Genomic DNA, 21,974 nt, shown 5'->3' with positions numbered 1-21,974 from the left:
GCCTGCTACTGTCCTCCTGACCTTAGGCGGGCGGCGGAAGGATCGCCAGGCGCTGCGACGAAAGACGGCGGAGCGATTGCTCTTGCAGGAGCGAGCTCGCTCGCGAACCGCATGGCACGAGGCCCGTTCGCGAGCAAGCTCGCTCCTACAAAGAAAAGTCAGATGCGCTGCGGCACGTTGCGTTCCGAAATCTGGCTGTTCAGCGTCCAGAAGTCATAGAGCACGCCGAGGAAGCACAGGCCGCCGGTGAACAGGTAGAGGATGCCGGTGAGCCACTTGCCCATGTACATGCGGTGCACGCCGAGCACGCCGAGGAAGGTCAGCAGGATCCAGGCGACGTTGTAGTCCACGCCGCCGGAGCGGTAGCGCTGGTCCGCGGCGTCGTCCATGGAGGGGATGAGGAACAGGTCGATGATCCAGCCGATGAAGAACAGGCCAAGGGTGAAGAACCAGATGGTCCCGGTGATCGGGCGGCCATAGTAGAAGCGGTGCGAGCCGGTGAAGCCGAAGATCCACAGCAGGTAGCCGATGACCTTGCTGTGGGTGTCTGGGTTGGCGGACATGCCTTTCTCCCGTGTCGTTGCGATGCCCCAGCATAAACGAAAAGCCCGCGCTAGACGGGCTTTCCGGGCGCTATCCGTTCGAAAAGCAGGATCAGCGGAAGCGGCGGTTGGGATCGTCGTCGTTCATCTCCAGGGTCAGCCCCTGGGTCATGGAGGAAAGGTGGTCGGCGTCGGTTTCCGAGCCGAGCTTGATCATCAGGCGCAGGTCGTTCGCCGAGTCGGCGTAGGCCAGGGCGTCTTCGTAGGTGATCTCGCCCTGGCTGTAGAGCTGGTACAGCGCCTGGTCGAAGGTCTGCATGCCCTGCTCGGTGGAGCGCTTCATCAGCGGCTTGAGCTCGTGCACCTCGCCCTTGCGGATCAGGTCGGCGGCCAGCGGGGTGTTCAGCAGCACCTCGATCACCGCGCGGCGGCCCTTGCCGTCCGGGGTCGGCACCAGTTGCTGGGCGACGATGGCCTTGAGGTTCAGCGACAGGTCCATCCACACCTGGCCGTGCCGGTCGGCCGGGAAGAAGTGGATGATCCGCTCCAGCGCCTGGTTGGCGTTGTTGGCGTGCAGGGTCGCCAGGCACAGGTGGCCGGTTTCGGCGAAGGCCACGGCGTGGTCCATGGTCTCGCGCGAGCGTACCTCGCCAATCATGATCACGTCCGGCGCCTGGCGCAGGGTGTTCTTCAGGGCCACTTCGAAGGAGTCGGTATCCAGCCCCACCTCGCGCTGGGTGACAATGCAGCCCTGGTGCTGGTGGATGTATTCGATCGGGTCTTCGATGGAGATGATGTGGCCGGTGGAGTTCTTGTTGCGGTAGCCGATCATCGCCGCCAGCGAGGTGGACTTACCGGTACCGGTGGCACCGACGAAGATCACCAGGCCGCGCTTGGTCATCGCCAGTTTCTTGAGGACTTCCGGCAGCTTCAGGTCTTCGATGGTCGGGATGTTGGTCTCGATGCGGCGCAGCACCATGCCCACCAGGTTGCGCTGGTAGAAGGCGCTGACGCGGAAACGGCCGACGCCACGGGCGCTGATGGCGAAGTTGCACTCGTGGTTCTGGGCGAAATCGCGGCGCTGCTGTTCGTTCATCACCGAGAGCACCGTCTCGCGGGTCTGCTCCGGCGACAGCGCGGTCTTGGTCACCGGCAGCAGCTTGCCGTTGACCTTCATCGACGGCGGCACGCCGGCCGTGATGAAGAGGTCGGAGGCACCCTTTTCCACCATGAGGCGCAGCAGTTTCTCGAATTCCATGATCGTTCTCGCGCAGGTTCACGCTGACTGCGACAATGCTGTCGAACCACGGAGCGAGTGCGTGTGGCGCGCTCCGGGCGCCGGGCCGGGGACAGCCCGGTGGAGTTAGAAGTTTTCCGGAATCTTGGCCTTTTCCTTGGCCGCCTCGCGGGTCACCAGGCCCTTGGCGACCAGGCCCTTGAGGCACATGTCCAGGGTCTGCATGCCGATCGCGCCGCCGGTCTGGATCGCCGAGTACATCTGCGCGACCTTGTCCTCGCGGATCAGGTTACGGATCGCCGGGGTGCCGATCATGATCTCGTGGGCCGCCACCCGGCCGCCGCCGATCTTCTTCAGCAGGGTCTGGGAGATCACCGCCTGCAGGGATTCGGAGAGCATGGAGCGGACCATGGATTTCTCCTCGGCGGGGAACACGTCGACGATACGGTCGATGGTCTTGGCCGCGGAGGTGGTGTGCAGGGTGCCGAACACCAGGTGGCCGGTTTCCGCGGCGGTCAGCGCCAGGCGGATGGTCTCCAGGTCGCGCATCTCGCCCACCAGGATGATGTCCGGGTCCTCACGCAGGGCCGAGCGCAGCGCCTCGTTGAAGCCAAGGGTGTCGCGGTGCACTTCGCGCTGGTTGACCAGGCACTTCTTCGACTCGTGGACGAATTCGATCGGGTCCTCGACGGTGAGGATGTGGCTGTACTTGGTGTTGTTCAGGTAGTCGAGCATCGCCGCAAGCGAGGTGGACTTGCCCGAGCCGGTGGGGCCGGTCACCAGCACCAGGCCGCGCGGCACGTCCGAAACACGCTTGAACACTTCTCCCATGCCAAGGTCCTCCATCGTGAGTACCTTGGAGGGAATGGTACGGAACACGGCGCCGGCGCCACGGTTCTGGTTGAAGGCGTTGACCCGGAAACGGGCCACCCCGGGGACTTCGAAGGAGAAGTCGGTCTCGAGGAATTCTTCGTAATCCTTGCGCTGCTTGTCGTTCATGATGTCGTAGATCAGCGCATGGACCTGCTTGTGCTCCAGGGGCGGCAGGTTGATCCGGCGAACGTCGCCGTCGACGCGGATCATCGGCGGCAGGCCGGCCGAGAGGTGCAGGTCCGAAGCGCCTTGCTTGGCGCTGAAGGCGAGCAACTCGGTAATATCCATGGGACTCCCCAATCAAGAGCAAGCAGGTAGAATGCCGCAGAACTCGCAGCAGCCGGGCGGAAAGCGCAGGTAATGTCCACGATAGCAGAGAATATTGCAAAGGTTCGCGCACGCATCCGTGAGGCGGCGCAAGCTTGCGGACGCGCTCCGGAAGCGGTTCGCCTGTTGGCGGTGAGCAAGACCAAACCGGCCGCCGATATCCGCGAAGCGTTCGCCTGCGGATTGGCCGATTTCGGCGAGAACTACCTGCAGGAAGCCCTGGCCAAGCAGGTGGAACTGGCCGACCTGGCGCTGACCTGGCACTTCATCGGGCCGATCCAGTCGAACAAGACCCGGCCGATCGCCGAGCACTTCCAGTGGGTGCATTCGGTGGACCGCCTGAAGATCGCCCAGCGCCTGTCCGAGCAGCGCCCGCCGCACCTGCCGCCGCTGAACGTGCTGCTGCAGGTGAATGTCAGCGGCGAGGACAGCAAGTCCGGCTGTTCCCCCGCGGAGCTGCCCGCCCTCGCCCAGGCGGTGGCGCAACTGCCCAACCTCAGGCTGCGCGGCCTGATGGCGATTCCCGAACCGACTGAAGACATTGCCGCACAGCACGCCGCATTCGCTCGCCTGCGCGAGCTGATGCACGCCCTGAACCTCGGCCTGGACAGCCTGTCCATGGGCATGAGCCACGATCTCGAAGCCGCCATCGACGAAGGCGCCACCTGGGTACGCATCGGTACCGCCCTGTTTGGCGCCCGTGACTACGGCGCCCCGCACTGAATATAAGGAAGAGACTCAATGAGCAGCACCCGAATCGCTTTCATCGGCGCCGGCAACATGGCGACCAGCCTCATCGGTGGCCTGCGCGCCAGGGGCGTCGCCGCCGCCAGCATCCGCGCCAGTGACCCGGGTGCCGACCAGCGCGCCAAGGTCGCCGCCGAGCACGGCATCGAAGTGGTCGCCGACAACGCCAGCGCGGTGAAGGACGCCGACCTGGTGGTCCTGGCGGTCAAGCCGCAGGTCATGAAGGACGTCTGCCTGGCGCTGGCCCCGGTGCTGCCGGACAACGCCCTGATCGTCTCCATCGCCGCCGGCATTCCCAGCGCCAGCATCGAACGCTGGTTGGGCGCCGTCGGTGGCCGGCCGCGCGCCATCGTCCGCTGCATGCCCAACACCCCGGCGCTGGTCGGCCTGGGCGCCAGCGGCCTGTACCCCAACGCCAGCGTCAGCGCCGCCCAGCGCGAGCAGGCGCTGCAACTGCTGAGCGCCGTGGGCATCGCCCTGTGGCTCGACGAGGAGCGGCAGATCGACGCGGTCACCGCCGTCTCCGGCAGCGGCCCGGCCTACTTCTTCCTGCTGATGGAAGCCATGACCGCCGCCGGCGAGAAGCTCGGCCTGTCCCGCGACGTCGCCGGCCAGCTGGCCCGCCAGACCGCCCTGGGCGCCGCGCAGATGGCCACCAGCAGCGACGTCGACCCGGCCGAGCTGCGCCGCCGCGTGACCTCGCCCAAGGGCACCACGGAAGCGGCGATCAGGGTCTTCCAGGACAACGGCTTCGAAGCGCTGGTGGAAAAGGCGGTAGGCGCCGCCGACCATCGCTCCGCCGAGCTGGCCGAACAACTGGGTCAATGACAAGGAGCCCTCAATGACCGGTCTTTCCACCGCCGCCATCTACGTCATCCAGACGCTCGGCAGCCTTTATCTGCTGATCGTCCTGCTGCGCTTCATCCTGCAGCTGGTGCGCGCCGACTTCTACAACCCGCTCAGCCAGTTCATCGTGCGCGCCACCAAGCCGCTGCTGAACCCGCTGCGCCGGGTCATCCCTGGTTTCGGCGGCGTCGACTTCGCCTCGCTGGTGCTGGCCATCCTGGTCCAGCTGGTGCTGATGGTCGTCACCCTGACCCTGATGGGCTACGGCGTCGGCGGCTACATCCTGCAGCTGCTGGTGTGGTCGGTGATCGCGGTGACCTCGCTGTTCCTCAAGGTGTTCTTCTTCGCCCTGATCATCAGCGTGATCCTCTCCTGGGTCGCCCCGGGCAGCTACAACCCCGGCGCCCAGCTGGTGAACCAGATCTGCGATCCCTTCCTGGCGCCGTTCCGCAAGCTGCTGCCGAACCTCGGCGGCCTGGACATCTCGCCGATCTTCGCCTTCATCGCGCTGAAGCTGATCGACATGCTGGTGATCGGCAACCTGGCCGCCATGACCGGCATGCCGCAGATCCTCAGTCCCTTCATGTAACCGCAGGGGGAGCTCGCCAGCTGGAGCGAGCTCCTCGAAGCCCGAAAAGCCAATGACCTTCTATCGCTGGGACGGCGAGGACCTGATCCTCGACTGCCATCTGCAACCCAAGGCGAGCCGCGACGAGTTCGCCGGGCTGCATGGTGATCGCCTGAAAATCCGCCTCACCGCGCCGCCGGTGGAGGGCAAGGCCAATGCCCACCTGCTGGCGTTCCTCGGCAAGGCCTTCGGCGTGCCCAAGAGCCAGGTGAAACTGGAAAGCGGCGAGCTGAACCGCCAGAAGCGCGTGCGCATTCCACGGCCGACGAAGCTCCCGGAGGAGCTGGGGATTACCGCTGGGTAGGCTTGGCCGACCTTACGCACAGTATTGTGATGAAGGCCAATTGACCCCATTGCGCGCCACCGCATAATCCACGGCATTCATCCCCGCGCAGGATGCGCCAGCCAAAGGAACGCCTGAATGAGCATGGAACGTCTCAGTCAGCAGATCGATGCCTATGTCACCTGGAAGCGCGAGCTGGTCCGGGAGATCACCCGCTATCGCAGCCTGCTGGAACGCTGCCGGCTGAACACGCCGGACATCGAGAACCGCCTCGAACGCACCCTGCGCCTGCTGCGCGTCGACCACATCACCCTGGCCTTCGTCGGCGAGTATTCGCGCGGCAAGACCGAGCTGATCAACAGCCTGTTCTTCGCCGGCTACGGCCGGCGCATGCTGCCGTCCCAGGCCGGGCGCACCACCATGTGCCCCACCGAGCTGTTCTTCGATCCGCGCTCGGAGCGCCCCTACATCCGCCTGCTGCCCATCGAGACGCGCGCGGCCGACGCCAGCGTCGCGCAGTTCAAGCGCATCCCGCGGCACTGGGTGAACATCCCGCTGGACACCTCGGACCCGGCGAACATGGCCCAGGCCTTCGCCCAGGTCGCCAAGACCAAGCCGCTGCCGGTGGAACAGGCGATCCAGCTGGGCTTCCACCCGGACCTGCTGGAAGCCACCGACAAGCCCGGCGTGGTGCTGGTGCCGGCCTGGCGCCACGCGCTGGTCAACTTCGACCACCCGCTGCTGCGCCAGGGCCTGCGCATCCTCGACACCCCCGGCCTGAACGCGCTGGGCAGCGAGCCGGAACTGACCCTGTCGATGCTCCCCGCCGCCCAGTCGATCCTCTTCCTGCTGGCCGCCGACAGCGGCGTCACCGCCTCCGACATGGCGATCTGGCAGAACCACATCCGCCAGCTGGGCGAGGACAACCACACCACCCTGTACGCGGTGCTGAACAAGATCGACGTGCTGTGGGACGACCTGGCCGGCGAAGCCTTCGTGCAGAACGCCATCCGCCAGATCCAGGACGCCACCGCCCGCCAGCTGGGCATCGCCCGTGACGACATCCTGCCGCTGTCGGCCAAGCAGGCGCTGCTGGCCAAGGTGCGCGGCGACCGCGAGCTGCTCGCCCGCAGCCAGATGGAAAGCCTGGAGGAGCTGCTCTGCGAGCGCATCGTCACGCAGAAGGAACGCCTGCTCGAAGACACCGTGCTCGACCAGGTGCTGGCGCTGGCGCAGAACACCCAGCACACCCTGCGCGTGCGCCTGGAGAAGGTGAAGGAGCAGCACGCGCTGCTCGACAGCCAGCAGCACGACAGCGGCCAGCTGCTGTTCGAGCTGACCGCCAGGACCAAGGAAGACCACAGCCAGCACCACAAGCGCCTGCTCAACCTGAAGACCAACCAGCGCCTGCTGCGCCACCAGGGCGAACAACTGCGCGAGGCGGTGCGCCCCGAGCGCCTGGAGCAGCACCTGAAGAAGGTGCACGAGAAGCTGCGCGGCAGCTGGACCACCGTGGGCATCAACCAGGCGATCCTGCAGTTCTTCCGCGCCGTGCAGGGCGACCTGATCGGCCTGCACCACGAGTCGCAGGCGGCCAACCGCATGGTCGAGGCCATCTACCAGCGGCACAACCAGGAAAACCCGCTCAACGGCCTGGACGCCCCGCAGTTCCGCGTCGAACGCTACCTGCGCGAACTGGCCAAACTGCAGGACAAGGCCGACCGCTTCCGCCTGCACCTGAAGACCCTGCTCACCGAACAGCGCACCCTCACCCGGCGCTTCTTCGCCACCGTGGCCCAGGAAGTCATCGGCCTGCACCAGCGCCTGCGCGAGGAGGCCGAGCAGTGGGCCGCCGACGCGCTGATGCCACTGATGCAGTACAACCTGGAGCACAAGCAGCTGCTGGAAACCCACATGCTGCGGCTCAAGGCGCTCGCCCAGGAAACCCAGCAGACGCGCCAGCGCTCGCTGCTGATGGGGCGCTACACCGAAGAGCTGGAAAAGCAGCTCGCCGAGGCCACCGACGTCCTCCGCCAGTTGCGCCGCCCCTCGCCGCTGCAGCGCCAGGCCAAGGTCGTCACCCTGCCCGGCACCCAGCGCGCCTGACCCCCGCGCCCCGCCGCCCCCGAGCTTGCCGCAGGGGGCGGTGCTCTTTAGACTGGCGCCCTCCTTTTATTCTTGAGCTGGGTCGATGCCAACAGTCTTCCCCGAAGATTCCGTCGGTCTGGTCTCCCCCCAGACGCTGCAGTTCAGCGAGCCGCTGCCCCTGGCCTGCGGCAAGGCGCTGCCCGAGTACCAGCTGGTGATCGAGACCTACGGCGAGCTGAACGCCATGGCGAGCAACGCCGTGCTGATCTGCCACGCGCTGTCCGGCCATCACCACGCCGCCGGCTTCCACAGCAGCGAAGACCGCAAGCCGGGCTGGTGGGACAGCTGCATCGGCCCCGGCAAGCCCATCGACACCCGCAAGTTCTTCGTCGTCGCGCTGAACAACCTGGGCGGCTGCAACGGCTCCACCGGGCCGGCCAGCTTCAACCCGGCCACCGGCAAGGTCTATGGCTCCGACTTCCCGGTGGTCACCGTGGAAGACTGGGTGCACAGCCAGGCCCGCCTGGCCGACCGCCTGGGCATCGCCCAGTGGGCGGCGGTCATCGGCGGCAGCCTCGGCGGCATGCAGGCCCTGCAGTGGACCATCAGCTACCCCGAGCGCGTGCGCCACTGCCTGTGCATCGCCAGCGCGCCCAAGCTGTCGGCGCAGAACATCGCCTTCAACGAAGTCGCCCGCCAGGCGATCCTCTCCGACCCGGAGTTCTTCGGCGGCCACTTCCAGGAACACGACGTGATCCCCAGGCGCGGCCTGCGCCTGGCGCGGATGGTCGGGCACATCACCTACCTCTCCGATGACGCCATGGGCGCCAAGTTCGGCCGCGACATGAAGTCGGAGAAGCTCAACTACGACCTGCACAGCGCCGAGTTCCAGGTGGAAAGCTACCTGCGCTACCAGGGCGAGGAATTCTCCACCCGCTTCGACGCCAACACCTACCTGCTGATGACCAAGGCGCTGGACTACTTCGACCCGGCCGCTACCCACGGCGACGACCTGGCGCGCACCCTGGCCGGGGTGAAGGCGGACTTCTGCCTGATGTCCTTCACCACCGACTGGCGCTTCTCCCCGGCGCGCTCGCGGGAAATCGTCGACGCCCTGCTGGCGGCGAAGAAGAACGTCAGCTACCTGGAAATCGACGCACCGCAAGGCCACGACGCCTTCCTGATGCCGATTCCACGCTACCTGCAAGCCTTTGGCGGTTACATGAACCGCATCAGCGTATAAGAAGGAACGCCATGCGCGCCGACCTGGACATCATCCAAGACTGGATCCCCGCCGGCAGCCAGGTACTCGACCTGGGCTGCGGCGACGGCGAACTGCTCGCCTGGCTGCGCGACCACAAGCAGGTCAGCGGCTACGGGCTGGAAATCGACGCCGACAAGATCGCCAAATGCATCGAACGCGGCGTCAACGTCATCGAGCAGGACCTCGACAAGGGCCTGGGCAACTTCGCCAGCAACAGCTTCGACGTGGTGGTGATGACCCAGTCCCTGCAAGCCCTGCGCTACCCGGACAAGGTGCTGGCGGAAATGCTGCGGGTGGGCAAGACCTGCATCATCACCTTCCCCAACTTCGGCCACTGGCGCTGCCGCTGGTACCTCGCGCGCAACGGTCGCATGCCGGTGTCGGACTTCCTTCCCTACACTTGGTACAACACGCCGAACATTCACTTCTGCACCTTCCGCGACTTCGAAGCGCTGTGCCAGCAGCTGCAGGTGAAGGTTCTCGACCGCCTGGCGGTGGACCGCGAGCACCAGCATGGCTGGGCCTCCCGAGTTTGGCCTAATCTGTTGGGTGAGATCGGCATCTATCGGGTCAGCGGACCTGGCGTGCAGGACCATCGCATCGCCGTCTGATCGCCCCCAGGAGAACTATCATGCGCCGCCTGCTTACCTTCATCGCCTGCCTGGCCCTCGCCCTGCCCGCCGTCGCCGAACAGGTCAAACGCCTGGGCGACCTCCAGGTCCACTACAGCGTGTTCAACTCCAGCTTCCTCCAGCCCAAGGTCGCCTCGGCCGTGGGCGTGGTGCGCAGCAAGGCCCAGGGCGTGGTCAACATCGTGCCGCTGGACGCCAGCGGCAAACCGGCCAACGTCACGGTCGCCGGCAGCGCGAAGAACCTGATGGGCCAGGAAATTCCCCTGACCTTCAAGCGCGTGGTCGAGGAAGGCGCCGTCTACAACCTGGCGCAGTTCCCCATCGAAGGCCGCGAAACCCTGACCTTCACCATCAAGGTCCAGTCCGGAGACGAAGCCCCGCAGAGCTTCGACTTCATGCAGGAAATCTTCCCCGACGAATGATCAAGCTCGAACAACTGGTGCTGGCCAGTCACAACGCCGGCAAGCTCAAGGAACTCCAGGCCATGCTCGGCGCCCACGTGAAGGTGCGCTCGATCGGCGAGTTCAGTGATGTGGAGCCGGAAGAGACCGGCCTGTCCTTCGTCGAGAACGCCATCCTCAAGGCCCGCAACGCCGCGCGCCTCTCCGGCCTGCCGGCGCTGGCCGACGACTCGGGCCTGGCGGTGGACTGCCTCGGCGGCGCGCCGGGCATCTATTCCGCGCGCTATGCCGACGGCCAGGGCGACGCGGCGAACAACGCCAAGCTGCTCGACGTCATGAAGGACGTGCCGGACGAGGAGCGCGGCGCCCGCTTCGTCAGCGTGCTGGCCCTGGTCCGCCACGCCGAAGACCCGCTGCCGATCCTCTGCGAAGGCCTCTGGGAAGGCAGCATCCTGCGCGAAGCCCGCGGCGAGCACGGTTTCGGCTATGACCCGCTGTTCTGGGTGCCGGAAGCCGAGTGCTCCAGCGCCGAACTGCCGCCACAGCAGAAGAACCAGCTGAGCCACCGCGCCCGCGCCATGGCCCTGCTGAAGCAGCGGCTGGGGCTATGAAGGCAGCTGCAAGCCACAAGCCGCAAGCGACAAGTAAGAGCACGGACAGCTTGCAGCTTGAAGCTTGCAGCTTCTCGCTCCCGCCCCTGGCGGCGTACGTACACATCCCCTGGTGCGTGCGCAAATGCCCCTATTGCGACTTCAACTCCCACGCCGCCGGGCCCGAGCTGCCGGAAGACGCCTATGTCGAGGCGCTGCTGGCGGACCTCGCCGGCGACAGCGCGCACGTCCACGGCCGCAGGCTGACCTCGATCTTCTTCGGCGGCGGCACGCCCAGCCTGTTCTCCGCCCAGGCGCTGGGGCGCATCCTCGACGGCCTGGAACGCCAGGTCGGCTTCGAGGCCGACATCGAGATCACCCTGGAAGCCAACCCCGGCACCTTCGAGCAGGCCAAGTTCGCCGATTACCGGGCGCTGGGCATCAATCGCCTGTCCATCGGCGTGCAGAGCTTCCAGGCGGAAAAGCTCAAGGCGCTGGGGCGCATCCATGACGGCGACGAAGCGATACGCGCCGCCGAGATGGCCCGCCGCGCCGGCTTCGACAACTTCAACCTGGACCTGATGCACGGTCTGCCGCAGCAGAGCGTCGCCGACGCGCTGGGCGACCTGCGGCAGGCCATCGCCCTGGCGCCGACGCACCTGTCCTGGTACCAGCTGACCATGGAGCCGAACACGGTGTTCTGGAGCCAGCCGCCGGAGCTGCCGGAGGACGACCAGCTGTGGGAAATCCAGGAAGCCGGCCAGGCCCTGCTCGCGCAGGCGGGCTATGCGCAGTACGAAACCTCCGCCTACGCCCGTGACGGCAGGCGCGCGCAGCACAACCTGAACTACTGGACCTTCGGCGACTTCCTCGGCATCGGCGCCGGCGCCCACGCCAAGCTGAGCACCCCGCAAGGCTGCATCCTGCGCACCTGGAAGACCCGCCTGCCGAAGGACTACCTGAACCCGGAGAAGCCCTTCCAGGCCGGCGAGCGCGAACTGGAAGCGGACGACCTGCCCTTCGAGTTCATGATGAACGCCCTGCGCCTGACCGACGGCGTCCCCGCCGCCCTGTTCGCCGAACGCACCGGCCTGCCGTTGGCCAGTATCGACGACGCCTGCCGCCAGGCCCGCGCCGACGGCCTGCTGGTCGACGACCCGCAGCGCCTGGCGCCCACCGAGCGCGGCCAGCTGTTCCTCAACGATCTGCTTCAGCGCTTCCTGCCCTGAGCGTCCCGCTCAAGTACGGGCCGGGCGACGTCATCGTCGCCCGGCGTGTACACTCCCCGGCGACCCTCGACCCCAAGGAGCCCCAATGGACTTCGCGCTCGACCTGATTGCCAACGTCTCCCGCTGGTGCCGCGGCCACCTGTCCGACATCGCCCTGGCGATCATGGCCACGGTGCTGGTGCTGTTCGGCCCGGCGATCAACACCTGGGTGCAGCAGCGCATCGGCAGCCTGAACTTCGTCTTCCGCACCCTGCTGTTCGTGCTGATCTGCGCCGTGGGCTACGGCCTGGCGATGGTCTTCGTCACCCCCTGGCTGGCCAAGGGCCTGGGCTACTTCAACAACTACACCCTGGCGCCCGTGCTGCTGCTAGTGTTCTTCGTGATTGGCATGATCGCCGACCGCAGCTGATCGCGGTGCCTCCGGCGGTCAGCCACAGCCACCGCCGGAGGACCCATGAAGCCGATCAAGCACCTCTACCTGCACTTCACCGACGGCCAGCGCCTGGCGCTGCGCTTCCCGCAACAGAGCGACGACCCCGCCGAAGTGGCCCGCGGCATCCGCAAGCAGATGGAGTCGCCGGCCATCAGCATCGAGGTGGACGGCGACCTGCTGATCATCCCGCGCAACAGCATCAAGTACCTGCAGATCAGCCCGGCGCCGATGCGCATGCCGGAGACCACGGTGCTGGGGGCGGAGTTGATCGAGTGACGCGAGGGCTTTTGGTAGGAGCGAGCTTGCTCGCGAACCGCCTCAGCGCCGGCGTCGCCGGATAGCACGTTCGCGAGCGAGCTCGCTCCTACAGGCTCCGTCCACCCACATCGCGCAGATAGACAAAGGCCGCCCCGCGGCGGCCTCTGCCGGACTCAGTTACCCTCGCGGCGCAACGCCTGCGGGGTGAAGTCGCGCGGCCCCAGCGGGACCTGGAAGTCGTACATCGGCTCGTTGTTGTCCAGGCCGTCGACGAAGTAGCGCCCACCCTCGAAGTCATACAGCGCCTCCAGGGTGCTGAGCACCATGGGCACGTCGTAGTAGTTGATCGGGTGCACTTCCTGGGCGCGGATCAGCTTGCCGTCCTGGTCGTAGATATCGGCGGCAAGGATCTGCCAGCTGTCCTCGTCCAGGTAGAAGCGACGCTTGGCGAACGGATGGCTCATGCCCTTGCGCAGGGTTGCCTCGACCACCCAGACGCGGTGCGGCTCGTAGCGCAGCAGCTCGGGATTGAGGGTCTTGGTGCGCAGGATATCGGCGTAGGGAATGCCCTTCTGGTGCACCGCGTAGCTGTTGTAGGGCACCAGCATCTCGCGCTTGCCCAGCAGCTGCCACTCGTAGTGGTCCGGCGCGCCGTTGTAGACGTCCACGGTGTCGGCGGTGGCCAGGCCGTTGGTGTCCGGCTGCAGGCTGTCGTAGGCCAGGCTCGGCAGGCGGCGCACGCGGCGCTCGCCACGGTTGAAGCGCCAGGCCCGGCGGATCGACAGCACCTGGTCGAGGGTCTCCTGCACCACCAGCGCGGAACCGGCCAGCTTGGCCGGGGCGACCACGTTGTACTTGTAGTAGAACAGGGTGTTGTTCAGGTCCTGCGGGATCATGCCCTCGCGGCCGTAGTTGAAGTACACGTAGCGGTCGAGCTTGAGCAGGTTGTAGCTGCCGCTGGCGAGCACGGCGGCCTGGTTGGTGACCATGTGAATCTGCTCGCCGCGGTAGCGCATGATGTGGTTCCAGATCGCCTCCAGGCCGCTCTTCGGGATCGGGAACGGCACGCCGGCGGCGGCGCCCTGCACGCCGTTGCCGTCGGCGATCAGCTCGGCGTTCTCGGCGTTGAGGCGGGTGGCGTCGTAGATGCGCTGGGGCAGCGCCGCGCTGCGGCGGCTGGGGAACACGCGCAGGTAATAGTCCGGGTTCTCCTGCAGCAGCGCCTGGGTGCCCGGGGTGAGCAGCGCCTGGTACTGCGCCAGGTTCTTGCTGTCGACCGTGTATTGCACGGCATCGCCGGCATAGGGGTCGACATGGTGGTTGCCGGGCTGGTAACCCGCCGGCGGGGTGGCGATGCCGCCGGTCCAGGCTGGGATGGTGCCGCTGGCGTTGCCGGCCTTCTCCGCCCCCATCGGCGTCAGGTCGCGGCCCAGTCGCGCCGCCTCGGCGGCATCGACTTTCGCCTGCGCCGGCAGGGCCCACACCCCTGCCATCAGCAGTACAGCAAGTTTCTTCAACACAGCAGACTCCTTTGCGACGGACTCCTGTCCGTCACTCTTATTTTCGTCCGCGGCGGATGCCGCTTTTTATTCAGGAGGTGAGGGTGGCCCCGGGGGCCTGCCGGGTGGTCCCGGTCTATAGGGTGTTCATCCGTGAAAAAGGCCTGCAGCGCAGGCCTTTCCGGTCGATCAGTCGACGCGCTCGAACTTCAGGTCCCAGACGCCATGCCCGAGTCGTTCCCCGCGACGTTCGAACTTGGTCACCGGGCGCTCATCCGGGCGCGGCACATAGGTATTGTCCGCCGAAAGGTTGCGATAGCCGGGTGCGGCATTCATCACTTCCAGCATGTGCTCGGCATATTGTTCCCAGTCGGTGGCCATGTGCAGCACGCCGCCGACCTTCAGCTTCTGCCGCACCAGCTCGGCCCAGGCCGGCTGCACGATGCGGCGCTTGTGGTGGCGCGACTTGTGCCACGGGTCCGGGAAGAACAGCAGCAGGCGGTCGAGGCTGGCGTCGGCCACGCAGTCGCGCAGCACTTCCAGGGCGTCGCAGCTGTAGACGCGGATGTTGGTGAGGTCCTGGGTGAGCATGCCGTTGAGCAGCGCGCCGACGCCCGGACGATGCACTTCCACGCCGATGAAGTCCTGCTCCGGCGCGGCGGCAGCCATCTCCAGGGTGGCGTGGCCCATGCCGAAACCGATCTCGAAGGTGCGCGGCGCCTTACGGCCGAACACCTGGTCGAAGTCCCGCAGGCCGTCGGCCAGTTCCAGGCCGTACTTCGGCCAGCCCTGCTCGAGGCCGCGCTGCTGGCCCTCGGTCATGCGGCCGGCGCGCATTACGAAGCTCTTGATGGTGCGCAGCGGCCGGTTTTCGACGTCGGGCTGGTTCTCGGGGGTATCACTCATGACTCGGACCTTGCGGGTAAATGCACGCGCGGGCCGGTTGCCTCAGGCAAGCCGGCCCGCGCGTCGAAGTGGAGACGTTAGTTGATGAGGCCGGTCATCGGCGACGAGGCGCTGGCATACAGCTTGCGCGGCATGCGGCCGGCCAGGTAGGCCAGGCGGCCGGCGACGATGGCGTGCTTCATGGCCTCGGCCATCATCACCGGGTTCTGCGCGTGGGCGATGGCGGTGTTCATCAGCACGGCCTCGCAGCCCAGCTCCATGGCGATGGTGGCGTCGGAGGCGGTGCCCACGCCGGCATCCACCAGCACCGGAACGCTGGCTTCTTCGAGGATGATGCGCAGGTTGTACGGGTTGCAGATGCCCAGGCCGGAGCCGATCAGGCCGGCCAGCGGCATCACCGCGATGCAGCCGATCTCGGCCAGCTGGCGGGCGATGATCGGGTCGTCGCTGGTGTACACCATGACGTCGAAGCCGTCCTTGACCAGCACTTCGGCAGCCTTGAGGGTCTCGACGACGTTGGGGAAGAGGGTCTTCTGGTCGGCCAGGACTTCCAGCTTGACCAGCTTGTGGCCGTCCAGCAGCTCGCGGGCCAGGCGGCAGGTGCGCACGGCCTCGACGGCGTCGTAGCAGCCGGCGGTGTTCGGCAGGATGGTGTAGCGATCCGGCGGGATCACGTCCAGCAGGTTGGGCTCGCCCGGGTTCTGGCCGATGTTGGTGCGGCGCACGGCGACGGTGACGATCTCGGCGCCGGAAGCCTCGATGGCGACGCGGGTCTCCTCGAGGTCCTTGTACTTGCCGGTGCCGACCAGCAGGCGCGAGTTGTAGGTGCGGCCAGCCAGGATGAAGGGCTTGTCGACCGGCAGGATGGAGGAAGCTTGGCTCATCGGATCACTCCTCAGGAATAGGAAAAGCTCGGCGGGGCCTGAAAGACGTGGCGGCGGGCACTAGCCGCCGCCGATGGCATGCACCACTTCCACCTGGTCGCCTTCGCTCAGGGCGGTGGCGGCGTGCTGGCTGCGCGGCACGATGTCCAGATTCAGCTCGACCGCAACACGCTTGCCGGTGAGGTCGAGACGTTCGAGCAGGTTGGCGACGGTGTGGCCGTCGGGCAGCTCGAAAGGTTCGCCATTCAACTGAATACGCATGGGCGGGACGGTCATTGCTGGAGGGGTCGGCATTCTAGCCCGATCGCGCCCGATGACCAAGGTACCGGAGCGTCGCACTCGGGCTTTTCTGACGCCCGGGTCAGCCCAGCCGCGCGGCCGCGGCCAGCAACAGGGCCCAGCCGACAAGGAAGAACAGGCCGCCGATCGGCGTGACGATGCCCACGCCCAGGCCCGCCAGGGTCAGCAGGTAGAGGCTGCCGGAAAACAGCAGGATACCCACGACGAAGGCCCAGCCTGCCAGCTTCACCAGCGTGCCGCCGACCTGCACCGAAAGCAGCGCCACGCCCAGCAGGGCCAGGGCATGCAGCATCTGGTAGTGCACGCCGGTCTGGAACACCGCCAGGTGCTCCGGGGTGAGGCGGTTCTTCAGGCCGTGGGCGGCGAAGGCGCCGAGCGCCACGCCGGTGAAGCCGAAAAAGGCGGCGAGCATGAGGAAGATGCGCAGCATGCGAAAGCTCCGGGCAGACGAGTGCCGCTATAATGGCCCGCTCATCCGCCCAGGCAAAGCCCAGCCCGCCCTTATGCGCAACGTCCTCCGCCGCCTGTTCAAGATCGCGCTCTGGCTCGCCGCCGGCAGCGTGGCGCTGGTCATCGTCCTGCGCTGGGTGCCGCCGCCGGGAAGCATGCTGATGGTGGAGCGCAAGATCGAATCCTGGTTCGACGGCGAGCCGATCGACCTGCAGCGCAGCTGGCGCTCCTGGGACGAACTGCCGGCGGACCTGAAGATCGCGGTGATCGCCGGCGAGGACCAGAAATTCGCCGAACACCACGGCTTCGACCTGCCGGCGATCCAGCTGGCGCTGGCGCACAACGAGCGCGGCGGCAGCGTGCGCGGCGCCAGCACCATCAGCCAGCAGGTGGCGAAGAACGTCTTCCTCTGGTCCGGCCGCAGCTGGGTCCGCAAGGGCTTCGAGGCCTGGTTCACCCTGCTGATCGAGACCTTCTGGCCCAAGCAGCGGATTCTCGAGGTCTATCTGAACAGCGTGGAGTGGTCTTCCGGGGTCTTCGGCGCCCAGGCCGCCGCACGCCACCACTTCGGCGTCGACGCCCAGCACCTGTCGCGCCAGCAGGCCAGCCTGCTGGCCGCCGTGCTGCCCAACCCGCGCGAATGGAGCGCCAGCCGCCCCAGCGCCTATGTGCGCCAGCGCGCCGCCTGGATCCGCCAGCAGATGTGGCAACTGGGCGGCGCCGACTACCTGGAGCGGCTGTGACAGCCTTCGGGCGCAGCGCGGCCCCTTCCGTGGCGAGACCGACCTAGGGCGCCCCGGCCTCCTCGAAGGTGCTGCGCGGCACCAGGCGCAGCCATTGCAGCAGGCCATGCTTGTGCATCAGCGTCAGGCCCCGCTCGGGGTAGACCCAGGCTTCGCCGGCATCGGCCTGCAGGCGCAGCTTCGGCTCGCCCAGGCCGACCGCCAGGCGGCCGACGGCCAGCTCCTCCTGCGGCGCCAGCGCCAGTGCGCCCACCGGCTTGCCGTCCAGTTGGCGCAGCAGGTCGGCGCTCAACGGCTGGTCCTTGCCGCCGGGCTGCAGGCCGGTCGCCTGCGCCAGGCTGGCGTGCTCGCTCTCGCTCAGCGCCAGTTCCGCCTCGACGCGCCAGAGCCCTTCGTCGGTGTGCAACTGGCCGCGGTAGTGCAGCTGCGGGCCGTCCGGGCTGGCGATCAGCCAGAGCTCGCCCGGCAGCAGGGCCTGGAGCTCGCCCAGCGTCAGGCGGTCGTCGGCCAGCGGTTCGAACGCCCTTTGCTGCCACTCGCCGAACCACTGCGGCGGCTTGGGCGGCGCCGCGGTGCGGGCGACCCAGGAGCCCAGGGCGAACGCCAGGGCGGCGATGGCCAGGAAGAACATCCCGTGGACGGGGCGAAGGCGCGGCATGCGGTTCTCCGGTGGCGCGGGCAGAAAAAAACCGCACCAGGGTGCGGTTCTCGGACTCGCCGGGGCGCGCCGAAGCCGGTCAGGCTTCGATGCGGCCCTTGAGTTTGTTCATCGCGTTCTTTTCCAGCTGGCGGATGCGCTCGGCGGACACGTTGTACTTGGCCGCCAGGTCGTGCAGCGTCGCCTTCTCCTCGGCCAGCCAGCGCTGGTAGAGGATGTCGCGGCTGCGCTCGTCCAGGCCTTCCAGCGCCTCGTGCAGGCTGGCGGTGGAGCTGTCGCTCCAGTCCGCTTCCTCCAGCTGGCGCGCCGGGTCGTAGCGATGGTCTTCCAGGTAGTACGCCGGGGACTGGTAGGCGCTTTCGTCGTCGGCGTCGGCCGCGGGATCGAAGGCCATGTCCTGCCCGGTGAGACGGCTTTCCATCTCGCGGACTTCGCGGGGCTCGACGCCCAGGGTCTGGGCGACGCTGTTCACTTCGTCGTTGCTCAGCCAGGCCAGACGCTTCTTCTGGCTGCGCAGGTTGAAGAACAGCTTGCGCTGCGCCTTGGTGGTCGCGACTTTCACGATCCGCCAGTTGCGCAGGATGAACTCGTGGATTTCCGCCTTGATCCAGTGGACGGCGAACGACACCAGGCGCACACCCATTTCCGGGTTGAAGCGCTTCACGGCCTTCATCAGGCCGACGTTGCCTTCCTGGATCAGATCGGCCTGGGACAGGCCGTACCCGGAATAGCTCCGGGCGATGTGCACGACGAAGCGCAGGTGCGCCAGAACCATCTGCCGTGCCGCTTCCAGATCTTGCTGATAGAAGAGGCGTTCGGCCAGTTCGCGCTCCTGCTCCGGCGACAACAGCGGAATGCTGTTCACCGAGTGCACGTAGGCTTCCAGGTTTGCACCGGGAGCCAGGGCATAGACAGGTTGCAGAGAAGTGGTCATGCGAATCCTCCGATTCACGAAACTCGCGCAGTGTAGCACTGCGAAATCTGACTGCAAGCGGGTGTAAAAGTTCCTTTACACCCGCTTGACCCCAGTAAAATCAGGGGTTTCAGCGCGGCGCCAGCTCCCGCAGGTGACGCGCCACGGCCAGCCAGGCACCGATCCAGCCCAGCAGCACGGCGCCGATGGTGAGCGACAGGCCGTCGTCCAGCGGCACGCCGGCGAGGCCGAAGTCGCTGCCGTAAAGCCCGGCCAGATTGACGACCGAGCCGTTCAGCCAGTCCAGGCCGAAGGCCAGCAGCGCCCAGGACAGGATGCCCGCGCCCAGGCCGTACAGCGCGCCCATATAGAGGAAGGGGCGGCGCACATAACCGTCCGTCCCGCCGACCAGCTTGATCACCTCGATTTCGTTACGGCGGTTTTCAATGTGCAGGCGGATGGTGTTGCCGATCACCAGCAACAGGGTCAGCACCAGCAGGATCGTCAGGCCGAAGACGAAGCGGTCGCCCAGCTTGAGGATCGCCGACAAGCGCTCGACCCAGACCAGGTCCAGCTGCGCCTGTTGTACACCCGGAAGCTCCGCGAGCCGTTGACGCAAGGCATCCAGCTGGGCCTTGTCGATCTGCTTGGGGGTCACCGAGATCACCGCCGGCAGCGGGTTCTCGGGCAGTTCCTTGAGGGCTTCGCCGAGGCCGGACTGCTGCTGCAGCTCCTTCAGCGCGTCGTCGCGGCTGATCAGCTGCGCCTCGATCACGTCGGGCATCTTCTCGATCTGCTCGCGCAGGTCCTGGCCCTGGCTCTCGCTGGCCTTCAGGTCGAGGAACAGGGAAATCTGCGCGGCGCGCTGCCAGGAGCCGCCCAGCCGCTCGACGTTGCCCAGCAGCAGCGACAGGCCCATGGGCAGGCTGAGGGTGATGCCCATCACCAGGCAGGTGAAGAAGCTGCCGAAGGGATGGCTGAACAGGCGGTGCAGGCTGTCGGCCAGGCTGGCGCGGTGGTTTTCCGCATAGGCGGCCAGGGATGCGCTCTGGTCCTGGTGCTCGTGTTCGTCCGGGCGCTCGCGGGTGTTGCGCTGCGGAGTGCCCTCTTGCGGGCCGTGGGGCAGGTCGTTGGCGCTCATCAGGCGGTTTCCTCACGGTCGGCGATGATGCGGCCGCGCTGCAGGGTGATCATCCGGTGGTGCATGCGCGCGATCAGCGCCAGGTCGTGGCTGGCGATCAGCACGGTGGTGCCCAGGCGGTTGATGTCCTCGAACACCGACATGATTTCCGAGGCCAGGCGCGGGTCGAGGTTGCCGGTCGGTTCGTCGGCGAGCAGCAGGGCCGGACGGTGCACCACCGCGCGGGCGATGCCGACACGCTGCTGCTGGCCGGTGGAGAGGTCGGACGGACGGTCCTCGGCTTTCTCCTTGAGGTTCACCCGCTCCAGCGCCTCGTCCACCCGGCGCGCGATCTCCGGCTTGGGCAGGCCGAGGATCTGCATCGGCAGGGCGACGTTGTCGAACACGCTGCGGTCGTCGAGCAGCTGGTGGTTCTGGAACACCACGCCGATCTGCCGGCGCAGGAAGGGAATCTGCGCGGTGGAGATGCGCGAGACGTCCTGCCCGCCGAGCAGCAGCTTGCCGGAGGAAGGCCGTTCCATCGCCAGGATCAGGCGCAGCAGGGTGCTCTTGCCGGCGCCGGAGTGGCCGGTGACGAACATGATTTCGCCGCGGTGCACGCGGAACGAGATCTCGTGCAGGCCGACATGGCCGTTGGGGTAGCGTTTGCCGACCTGCTCGAAACGGATCATGCGATCTCCCGGGTCTCGAAGAGTGCGCGGACGAAAGCGTCGGCTTCGAAGGTGCGCAGATCGTCGATCCCTTCGCCGACACCGATGTAGCGGATCGGCAGGCCGAACTGCTTGGCCAGGGCGAAGATCACCCCGCCCTTGGCGGTGCCGTCCAGTTTGGTCAGGGCCAGGCCGGTGAGTTCCACGGCGTTGTTGAACTGCTTGGCCTGGTTGATGGCGTTCTGCCCGGTGCCGGCGTCGAGCACCAGCAGGACTTCGTGGGGAGCCGTCTGGTCCAGCTTGCCGATCACCCGGCGCACCTTCTTCAGCTCTTCCATCAGGTTGTCCTTGGTGTGCAGGCGGCCGGCGGTGTCGGCGATCAGCACGTCCACGCCGCGGGCCTGGGCGGCCTGCACGGCATCGAAGATCACCGAGGCGGAATCGGCGCCGGTGTGCTGGGCGATCACCGCGATGTTGTTGCGCTCGCCCCACACCTGCAGCTGCTCGACGGCGGCGGCGCGGAAGGTGTCGCCGGCGGCCAGCATGACTTTCTTGCCGTCCAGCTGCAGCTTCTTCGCCAGCTTGCCGATGGTGGTGGTCTTGCCCACGCCGTTCACGCCGACCACCAGGATCACGTAGGGCTGCTTGCCGCCCTCGATGGCCAGCGGCTGCTCCACGGGGCGCAGCAGGCCGGCCAGCTCTTCCTGCAGGGCCTTGTACAGCGCCTCGCTGTCGGCCAGTTCCTTGCGCGCCACGCGCCTGGTCAGGTTCTGCACGATGGTGGTGGTGGCCTCGACGCCGACGTCGGCGGTCAGCAGGCGGGTCTCGATTTCATCGAGCAGGTCATCGTCGATGACCTTCTTGCCCAGGAACAGGCTGGCCATGCCTTCGCCAAGGCTGGCGCTGGTCTTCGACAGGCCCTGCTTGAGGCGGGCGAAGAAGCCGAGTTTGGCCGGCTCGCTGGCGGCAGGCCTGGCTTGCGGTTCGGGCTGGGGTTCCGGCTCGGGCGTGGCGGCTACGACGGGAGCCACGGGGGCCGGCTGCGGTTGCACCGGCTCGGCGGCAGGAGCGGGCTGTGGCTGGGCCGGTTCGGCCGGCGCGGCGACGAACGGCTGCGGTGCTTCGGCGGCCACCGGCGGCTGCGGCTCGCGCGCCAGCGCAGGTGCGGCATCGACCAGCGGCTCGGCGGCCGGCTCCGGGCACGGCGCGACGGGCTCGGCCTGGGTGGCCGGTGACTGCACGGGCGCATCGGCCGGTTCAGCGGCGGCAGGCGTCCGGACCTGCGGCTCGACCTCGGCAACGGGCTGCTCGGCGGCCTGCGGCTTCTTGCGCAGCCAACCGAACAGACCTTTCTTTTCCCCGGCTGGCGGGGCTTTCTTGTCGTCGTTGGAACCAAACATGTAGGGATCGAATCTCTAGGGGACGCCACGGGAAGCGGACGAGGGAAAAGGC

Annotated in this window: 26 protein-coding genes; 13 read left to right on the top strand and 13 right to left on the bottom strand. The window is 67.1% G+C overall.

From position 1 onward, the window contains the following. Positions 1-158: 158 nt before the first annotated feature. The 3 genes from AC3B6A_RS02055 to pilT form a co-directional block, all read right to left on the bottom strand. Entirely contained in the window at positions 159-563 is a 405-nt protein-coding gene (locus tag AC3B6A_RS02055) for an NINE protein (protein ID WP_488400686.1), read from the bottom strand. 91 nt (positions 564-654) lie between these two features. Then, complete coding sequence (gene pilU, locus AC3B6A_RS02050; RefSeq protein ID WP_488400684.1) at positions 655-1,800, bottom strand: type IV pilus ATPase PilU; 1,146 nt, start codon at positions 1,798-1,800, stop codon at positions 655-657. A 105-nt stretch (positions 1,801-1,905) separates the two neighbouring features. Beyond that, complete coding sequence (gene pilT, locus AC3B6A_RS02045) at positions 1,906-2,940, bottom strand: type IV pilus twitching motility protein PilT (RefSeq protein ID WP_151189058.1); 1,035 nt, start codon at positions 2,938-2,940, stop codon at positions 1,906-1,908. A gap of 72 nt (positions 2,941-3,012) precedes the next feature. On the opposite strand from pilT, the gene AC3B6A_RS02040 reads away from it, so the two are divergent. The 12 genes from AC3B6A_RS02040 to AC3B6A_RS01985 all read left to right on the top strand — a co-directional run bounded on the left by AC3B6A_RS02040 (position 3,013) and on the right by AC3B6A_RS01985 (position 12,396). Further along, the gene (locus AC3B6A_RS02040) at positions 3,013-3,702 is read left to right on the top strand and encodes a YggS family pyridoxal phosphate-dependent enzyme (RefSeq protein WP_488400682.1); all 690 of its coding nucleotides are present in this window, start codon (positions 3,013-3,015) and stop codon (positions 3,700-3,702) included. Positions 3,703-3,720: 18 nt separating this feature from the next. Continuing rightward, positions 3,721-4,554 (top strand): pyrroline-5-carboxylate reductase, encoded by an 834-nt coding sequence (gene proC / locus AC3B6A_RS02035; protein WP_488400680.1) that lies wholly within the window; start codon positions 3,721-3,723, stop codon positions 4,552-4,554. Positions 4,555-4,567: 13 nt separating this feature from the next. Then, entirely contained in the window at positions 4,568-5,161 is a 594-nt protein-coding gene (locus AC3B6A_RS02030) for a YggT family protein (RefSeq protein WP_488400679.1), read from the top strand. 52 nt (positions 5,162-5,213) lie between these two features. Continuing rightward, on the top strand, positions 5,214-5,504 hold the full coding sequence (locus tag AC3B6A_RS02025; RefSeq protein WP_488400678.1) for a DUF167 domain-containing protein: 291 nt from the start codon (positions 5,214-5,216) through the stop codon (positions 5,502-5,504). 117 nt (positions 5,505-5,621) lie between these two features. Next, entirely contained in the window at positions 5,622-7,589 is a 1,968-nt protein-coding gene (locus tag AC3B6A_RS02020) for a dynamin family protein (RefSeq protein WP_488400677.1), read from the top strand. Positions 7,590-7,674: 85 nt separating this feature from the next. Next, a complete protein-coding gene (gene metX, locus AC3B6A_RS02015; protein ID WP_488400675.1) occupies positions 7,675-8,814 on the top strand; it encodes a homoserine O-succinyltransferase MetX in 1,140 nt (379 codons plus the stop codon). An 11-nt stretch (positions 8,815-8,825) separates the two neighbouring features. Continuing rightward, on the top strand, positions 8,826-9,446 hold the full coding sequence (metW, locus tag AC3B6A_RS02010) for a methionine biosynthesis protein MetW (RefSeq protein ID WP_488400674.1): 621 nt from the start codon (positions 8,826-8,828) through the stop codon (positions 9,444-9,446). Positions 9,447-9,466: 20 nt separating this feature from the next. Then, the gene (locus tag AC3B6A_RS02005) at positions 9,467-9,889 is read left to right on the top strand and encodes a DUF4426 domain-containing protein (RefSeq protein ID WP_488400673.1); all 423 of its coding nucleotides are present in this window, start codon (positions 9,467-9,469) and stop codon (positions 9,887-9,889) included. Beyond that, positions 9,886-10,479, top strand: coding sequence for an RdgB/HAM1 family non-canonical purine NTP pyrophosphatase (gene rdgB / locus AC3B6A_RS02000; protein WP_488400671.1), 594 nt, complete (start codon positions 9,886-9,888; stop codon positions 10,477-10,479). The genes AC3B6A_RS02005 and rdgB overlap by 4 nt, the downstream gene beginning before the upstream one ends. After that, a complete protein-coding gene (hemW, locus tag AC3B6A_RS01995) occupies positions 10,476-11,687 on the top strand; it encodes a radical SAM family heme chaperone HemW (protein ID WP_488400670.1) in 1,212 nt (403 codons plus the stop codon). Before rdgB ends, hemW begins: the two co-directional genes overlap by 4 nt. A gap of 85 nt (positions 11,688-11,772) precedes the next feature. Continuing rightward, the gene (locus AC3B6A_RS01990) at positions 11,773-12,096 is read left to right on the top strand and encodes a DUF3392 domain-containing protein (protein ID WP_488400669.1); all 324 of its coding nucleotides are present in this window, start codon (positions 11,773-11,775) and stop codon (positions 12,094-12,096) included. Positions 12,097-12,141: 45 nt separating this feature from the next. Then, the gene (locus AC3B6A_RS01985) at positions 12,142-12,396 is read left to right on the top strand and encodes a hypothetical protein (RefSeq protein ID WP_488400668.1); all 255 of its coding nucleotides are present in this window, start codon (positions 12,142-12,144) and stop codon (positions 12,394-12,396) included. A gap of 155 nt (positions 12,397-12,551) precedes the next feature. On the opposite strand, the gene AC3B6A_RS01980 is transcribed toward AC3B6A_RS01985, so the two are convergent. From AC3B6A_RS01980 to AC3B6A_RS01960, 5 genes are all read right to left on the bottom strand, one after another. Beyond that, the gene (locus AC3B6A_RS01980) at positions 12,552-13,898 is read right to left on the bottom strand and encodes a DUF1329 domain-containing protein (RefSeq protein WP_488400667.1); all 1,347 of its coding nucleotides are present in this window, start codon (positions 13,896-13,898) and stop codon (positions 12,552-12,554) included. Between the two features lie 168 nt (positions 13,899-14,066). Further along, on the bottom strand, positions 14,067-14,738 hold the full coding sequence (gene trmB / locus AC3B6A_RS01975; protein ID WP_488403478.1) for a tRNA (guanosine(46)-N7)-methyltransferase TrmB: 672 nt from the start codon (positions 14,736-14,738) through the stop codon (positions 14,067-14,069). A 122-nt stretch (positions 14,739-14,860) separates the two neighbouring features. Then, complete coding sequence (locus AC3B6A_RS01970) at positions 14,861-15,667, bottom strand: thiazole synthase (RefSeq protein WP_488400666.1); 807 nt, start codon at positions 15,665-15,667, stop codon at positions 14,861-14,863. A 60-nt stretch (positions 15,668-15,727) separates the two neighbouring features. After that, on the bottom strand, positions 15,728-15,928 hold the full coding sequence (gene thiS, locus AC3B6A_RS01965; protein ID WP_205338666.1) for a sulfur carrier protein ThiS: 201 nt from the start codon (positions 15,926-15,928) through the stop codon (positions 15,728-15,730). A gap of 100 nt (positions 15,929-16,028) precedes the next feature. Next, positions 16,029-16,397 carry a DUF423 domain-containing protein gene (locus AC3B6A_RS01960; RefSeq protein WP_488400665.1) on the bottom strand — a complete coding sequence of 123 codons (369 nt, stop codon included), beginning with the start codon at positions 16,395-16,397 and terminating at the stop codon, positions 16,029-16,031. Positions 16,398-16,470: 73 nt separating this feature from the next. Here AC3B6A_RS01960 and mtgA point away from each other — a divergent pair, with 73 nt between their 5' ends. After that, positions 16,471-17,160, top strand: a complete 690-nt coding sequence (gene mtgA, locus AC3B6A_RS01955; protein ID WP_488400664.1) for a monofunctional biosynthetic peptidoglycan transglycosylase — start codon at positions 16,471-16,473, stop codon at positions 17,158-17,160. Positions 17,161-17,203: 43 nt separating this feature from the next. Here mtgA and AC3B6A_RS01950 read toward each other — a convergent pair whose 3' ends face one another. The 5 genes from AC3B6A_RS01950 to ftsY form a co-directional block, all read right to left on the bottom strand. After that, the gene (locus AC3B6A_RS01950) at positions 17,204-17,818 is read right to left on the bottom strand and encodes a hypothetical protein (protein WP_488400663.1); all 615 of its coding nucleotides are present in this window, start codon (positions 17,816-17,818) and stop codon (positions 17,204-17,206) included. 79 nt (positions 17,819-17,897) lie between these two features. Then, positions 17,898-18,752, bottom strand: a complete 855-nt coding sequence (rpoH, locus tag AC3B6A_RS01945; protein WP_488400662.1) for an RNA polymerase sigma factor RpoH — start codon at positions 18,750-18,752, stop codon at positions 17,898-17,900. Between the two features lie 109 nt (positions 18,753-18,861). Continuing rightward, positions 18,862-19,872, bottom strand: a complete 1,011-nt coding sequence (gene ftsX, locus AC3B6A_RS01940; RefSeq protein ID WP_488400661.1) for a permease-like cell division protein FtsX — start codon at positions 19,870-19,872, stop codon at positions 18,862-18,864. Beyond that, complete coding sequence (gene ftsE, locus AC3B6A_RS01935) at positions 19,872-20,543, bottom strand: cell division ATP-binding protein FtsE (RefSeq protein ID WP_488400660.1); 672 nt, start codon at positions 20,541-20,543, stop codon at positions 19,872-19,874. Before ftsE ends, ftsX begins: the two co-directional genes overlap by 1 nt. After that, positions 20,540-21,922 carry a signal recognition particle-docking protein FtsY gene (gene ftsY / locus AC3B6A_RS01930; protein WP_488400659.1) on the bottom strand — a complete coding sequence of 461 codons (1,383 nt, stop codon included), beginning with the start codon at positions 21,920-21,922 and terminating at the stop codon, positions 20,540-20,542. Before ftsY ends, ftsE begins: the two co-directional genes overlap by 4 nt. Between the last annotated feature and the right edge of the window lie 52 nt (positions 21,923-21,974).

Source organism: Pseudomonas sp. B12(2026) (assembly GCF_057767015.1).
The sequence above is the reverse complement of the archived record's forward strand: the minus strand, read 5'-3'. Positions and strand labels throughout refer to the sequence as shown.

Excerpts from the sequence above, each read along its gene's own strand:
- AC3B6A_RS02055 (WP_488400686.1), bottom strand. The coding sequence starts at position 563 with ATGTCCGCCAACCCAGACACCCACAGCAAGGTCATCGGCTACCTGCTG.
- pilU (WP_488400684.1), bottom strand. The coding sequence starts at position 1,800 with ATGGAATTCGAGAAACTGCTGCGCCTCATGGTGGAAAAGGGTGCCTCC.
- pilT (WP_151189058.1), bottom strand. The coding sequence starts at position 2,940 with ATGGATATTACCGAGTTGCTCGCCTTCAGCGCCAAGCAAGGCGCTTCG.
- AC3B6A_RS02040 (WP_488400682.1), top strand. The coding sequence starts at position 3,013 with ATGTCCACGATAGCAGAGAATATTGCAAAGGTTCGCGCACGCATCCGT.
- proC (WP_488400680.1), top strand. The coding sequence starts at position 3,721 with ATGAGCAGCACCCGAATCGCTTTCATCGGCGCCGGCAACATGGCGACC.
- AC3B6A_RS02030 (WP_488400679.1), top strand. The coding sequence starts at position 4,568 with ATGACCGGTCTTTCCACCGCCGCCATCTACGTCATCCAGACGCTCGGC.
- AC3B6A_RS02025 (WP_488400678.1), top strand. The coding sequence starts at position 5,214 with ATGACCTTCTATCGCTGGGACGGCGAGGACCTGATCCTCGACTGCCAT.
- AC3B6A_RS02020 (WP_488400677.1), top strand. The coding sequence starts at position 5,622 with ATGAGCATGGAACGTCTCAGTCAGCAGATCGATGCCTATGTCACCTGG.
- metX (WP_488400675.1), top strand. The coding sequence starts at position 7,675 with ATGCCAACAGTCTTCCCCGAAGATTCCGTCGGTCTGGTCTCCCCCCAG.
- metW (WP_488400674.1), top strand. The coding sequence starts at position 8,826 with ATGCGCGCCGACCTGGACATCATCCAAGACTGGATCCCCGCCGGCAGC.
- AC3B6A_RS02005 (WP_488400673.1), top strand. The coding sequence starts at position 9,467 with ATGCGCCGCCTGCTTACCTTCATCGCCTGCCTGGCCCTCGCCCTGCCC.
- rdgB (WP_488400671.1), top strand. The coding sequence starts at position 9,886 with ATGATCAAGCTCGAACAACTGGTGCTGGCCAGTCACAACGCCGGCAAG.
- hemW (WP_488400670.1), top strand. The coding sequence starts at position 10,476 with ATGAAGGCAGCTGCAAGCCACAAGCCGCAAGCGACAAGTAAGAGCACG.
- AC3B6A_RS01990 (WP_488400669.1), top strand. The coding sequence starts at position 11,773 with ATGGACTTCGCGCTCGACCTGATTGCCAACGTCTCCCGCTGGTGCCGC.
- AC3B6A_RS01985 (WP_488400668.1), top strand. The coding sequence starts at position 12,142 with ATGAAGCCGATCAAGCACCTCTACCTGCACTTCACCGACGGCCAGCGC.
- AC3B6A_RS01970 (WP_488400666.1), bottom strand. The coding sequence starts at position 15,667 with ATGAGCCAAGCTTCCTCCATCCTGCCGGTCGACAAGCCCTTCATCCTG.
- thiS (WP_205338666.1), bottom strand. The coding sequence starts at position 15,928 with ATGCGTATTCAGTTGAATGGCGAACCTTTCGAGCTGCCCGACGGCCAC.
- AC3B6A_RS01960 (WP_488400665.1), bottom strand. The coding sequence starts at position 16,397 with ATGCTGCGCATCTTCCTCATGCTCGCCGCCTTTTTCGGCTTCACCGGC.
- mtgA (WP_488400664.1), top strand. The coding sequence starts at position 16,471 with ATGCGCAACGTCCTCCGCCGCCTGTTCAAGATCGCGCTCTGGCTCGCC.
- AC3B6A_RS01950 (WP_488400663.1), bottom strand. The coding sequence starts at position 17,818 with ATGCCGCGCCTTCGCCCCGTCCACGGGATGTTCTTCCTGGCCATCGCC.
- rpoH (WP_488400662.1), bottom strand. The coding sequence starts at position 18,752 with ATGACCACTTCTCTGCAACCTGTCTATGCCCTGGCTCCCGGTGCAAAC.
- ftsX (WP_488400661.1), bottom strand. The coding sequence starts at position 19,872 with ATGAGCGCCAACGACCTGCCCCACGGCCCGCAAGAGGGCACTCCGCAG.
- ftsE (WP_488400660.1), bottom strand. The coding sequence starts at position 20,543 with ATGATCCGTTTCGAGCAGGTCGGCAAACGCTACCCCAACGGCCATGTC.
- ftsY (WP_488400659.1), bottom strand. The coding sequence starts at position 21,922 with ATGTTTGGTTCCAACGACGACAAGAAAGCCCCGCCAGCCGGGGAAAAG.